This window comes from Rhodococcus sp. PAE-6 (assembly GCF_025290685.1).
In the GTDB taxonomy this organism is placed as follows: domain Bacteria; phylum Actinomycetota; class Actinomycetes; order Mycobacteriales; family Mycobacteriaceae; genus Rhodococcus; species Rhodococcus pyridinivorans.
This window is the reverse complement of the sequence record NZ_JAOCLZ010000058.1, coordinates 1-2,798: the sequence shown is the minus strand read 5'-3', so window position 1 is coordinate 2,798 and position 2,798 is coordinate 1. Positions and strand designations below refer to the sequence as shown.

Genomic DNA, 2,798 nt, shown 5'->3' with positions numbered 1-2,798 from the left:
ATTCCAATACCTCCGACTGCACCAAGATCAAGTACCATAGGCACAACCTCGGTCACAAACTGTCGTTGCAGTACTAAGTTGCTGGTGCCAGCACGACGAACCCGCGCTGCTGGATTGGCTCACGCACTCGAGAACACGACGCCCCGCCGTTCGACTGGCAATCGCGTCTGCGTTCCGCCAGTACGGGTGGGCCGAACGCGGCGGAGACTACCTCGCTCTCTACCGGTCCGGTTGGACAGATTCCGACGGCGACATCGGGCGAGTGTATTTGGAATCGTCACACGTGTTGGTTCGGAGCGACGCAGCTCAAGAGGTCCCACGGTTGCTCGCTGCCGGCATTACACCTGCTTCGGCAGTTTTCGTACTGGAACGGGTGTGCCGAACCGACGGTGCCTCATGGGGAGCCGCGCTCGACGAACCCGACGCCACCGCCGTGTTGAAGCTGGGGTGGCGAGCCGGACTCGAGTCATGGGCGGAACAGGAGATCATCGCGGGCATCGCAGCCTCACATCCGCGATTGGTCTTGAACCAACTCGTTGACGAGCGCACTCCCGATGCTCAGCTGCCGTACGAGTTGCCCGGACTCTCAGAGGCCCTATCGGATCACGCCGATGACCTTGCCTCCTGGATGTTCGACCGAGCCAAGACACCGGAGGTGGCTCGAGCAGAACAGGTGGTCGGGCTCGCCCTTGCCGGTGGCGTCTCCGAGCACCAAGCACGATCTATTGCGTCACTTCTCGACGTCGTGGACGCGGAAACCTTGGTCGCGGTGCTCGAACTTCTTCGCTTCGTTGAAATCTGGCCTCTGCAGCAGCCATCTCTTGCCAGATCCTTCCTCCAACGTGCCGATCAACTCGGGCACAACATAACTCGACACGTGCTGGAAGCCATCGAAGGTGCAACCAGGCTGCGCGGCGTCTCCTGGACCAATGGCGTTTCCGACGAGGTAAACCACGCACTTACCCTCGCCACCCGAGCCGCCGAAGCCGAACCGGAGCCACGACTCGCCGCGATCTATGCGCACCGGATCGAATCGCTGCATCACGAGGTGAAGAACATCGAAGACAGGTACGCACGAGACACCGAATTCTGACCACGGACCCGAACAGCGCCGAGCACTCGGCAACCTCGACTCCACGCGCAATTTGCGGCGGTGTCCAAAGTCGATTGCGTTCTCACCCCCCTCAGAATCGTCACGCCGAGGCCGGGGACCGAGGAGTCACGTGGGTTCGCGAAATGAGGCAACTCCGGCTTACATCGGAACAATGTATTATGACGAACAGGAGGTGACGAACGATGGAGGCGAACCCGAGCGAAGGCGCTGTCCTTCGCCGATGCACCACGCTGTTGCGCGACTTGTTGCCGGATGACTGGGACACGCATGCGGAAACATTCACCGATCTCGGTTCGGGCGATATCGGGGTCGATGGCCGAGTGCAGGTCGTGACCCCGAACGGAGAGGTCGCCGAGTTCCTCATCGAGGTCAAACGCGTGTTGAACCGGCGTGACATCGGGGTGGTTGCGCGCCGACTCGGCGAAGCCACCGACGCCCTCCCTGCTCAGGGGTTGGTGATGGCTCGCTATATCTCCCCTCCCCTGCAGGAACTCCTGCAGGACCTGAACCTGTCGTACGTCGATACGACCGGCAATGTCATGGTCACCGCACGGCGACCGGCGTTGGTGCTGCGTGATCGGGGCTTGAGCCACGACCCGTACCGGGGGCCGGGCCGTCCCCGGGCCACGCTCAAAGGTGAACCTGCTGCCAAACTCGTGCGCACCCTCGTCCGGGAGAAACGGGCGTGGTCGGCTCGCGAACTCGTCGCTGCTTCGCAGGTCTCGACCGGGGCGACCTACCGGGTGCTGGAGTACCTGCAGGAAGAGGAACTGATCGCCAGAACCGCCGACAAGCGATTCGAGGTCACCGATTGGGCGCGCCTGTTGCGGCGGTGGAGCCGGGACTACAGCTTCGTCGACAACGCTCAGACGTATCAGTTCATCGCACCCCGCGGTGTTCCCTCACTGCTGAACAAGCTCGGGGCAGAGAACGACCCCGGTTTCCGGTACGCGGTCACCGGATCCGTTGCCGCAGCTGAATGGGCACCGTATGCACCGGCACGCGCAGCATTCATCTACACCGACAATCTGGACGAGGCCGCACAGAAATGGCGGCTGTATCCCGCAGACCCCAGCACCGCCGAGGCAGCGAATGTGGTACTCGGCGAGCCGGACTATCCGGTCGTCTTCGACAACACCTCTCAAGCCGAGGCCGGATACACGATCGCGGCGATCGAGCAGGTCGCCGTCGACCTGCTCTCCGGCCCGGGACGCAACCCGGCCGAAGGTGAAGAACTCATAGAATGGATGCAGGCCCATGAATCCGCCTGGCGGCGATAACCTCCTTGCCGACGCACGCAGCGCCCTGCTCGATGCACTGGACGCTCTCCAAGCGCACCACGGCGCCCTGATCGTGATCGGCGCACAGGCGGTGTATCTGCGCAGCGGCGCCGCGGTCGTCGCCCTGGCGGAGTCGACGAAAGACAGCGATTTGGCGGTCAACCCGCGCGATCTCGACGACGACCCCCATCTCGAAGAAGCCATGACCAGCGCCGGGTTCTACCTCAACACCAACAGGCAACCCGGAGCCTGGCTCAACCGCCACGGCATTCCCGTGGATCTGATGGTCCCGTCCGCGCTGTCCAACCGAACCAGCCCTACCGCGCGCTCGGAGCTTGACCCCTGATCTTGGACACGTGGAATCCAGCACACTGCTGGGGGAAGCGAGAATCCAAGGATGGCCA

The 2,798-nt window shown here is 62.9% G+C and carries 3 protein-coding genes; all 3 read left to right on the top strand.

Annotated elements, in window-relative coordinates:
- Positions 1–322: 322 nt before the first annotated feature.
- The 3 genes from NVV99_RS26125 to NVV99_RS26115 all read left to right on the top strand — a co-directional run bounded on the left by NVV99_RS26125 (position 323) and on the right by NVV99_RS26115 (position 2,740).
- Positions 323–1,093, top strand: a complete 771-nt coding sequence (locus NVV99_RS26125; RefSeq protein WP_260783268.1) for a hypothetical protein — start codon at positions 323–325, stop codon at positions 1,091–1,093.
- Positions 1,094–1,443: 350 nt separating this feature from the next.
- The gene (locus tag NVV99_RS26120; RefSeq protein WP_242411708.1) at positions 1,444–2,394 is read left to right on the top strand and encodes a hypothetical protein; all 951 of its coding nucleotides are present in this window, start codon (positions 1,444–1,446) and stop codon (positions 2,392–2,394) included.
- Positions 2,372–2,740 carry a hypothetical protein gene (locus NVV99_RS26115; protein WP_260783267.1) on the top strand — a complete coding sequence of 123 codons (369 nt, stop codon included), beginning with the start codon at positions 2,372–2,374 and terminating at the stop codon, positions 2,738–2,740. The genes NVV99_RS26120 and NVV99_RS26115 overlap by 23 nt, the downstream gene beginning before the upstream one ends.
- Positions 2,741–2,798 lie beyond the last annotated feature (58 nt).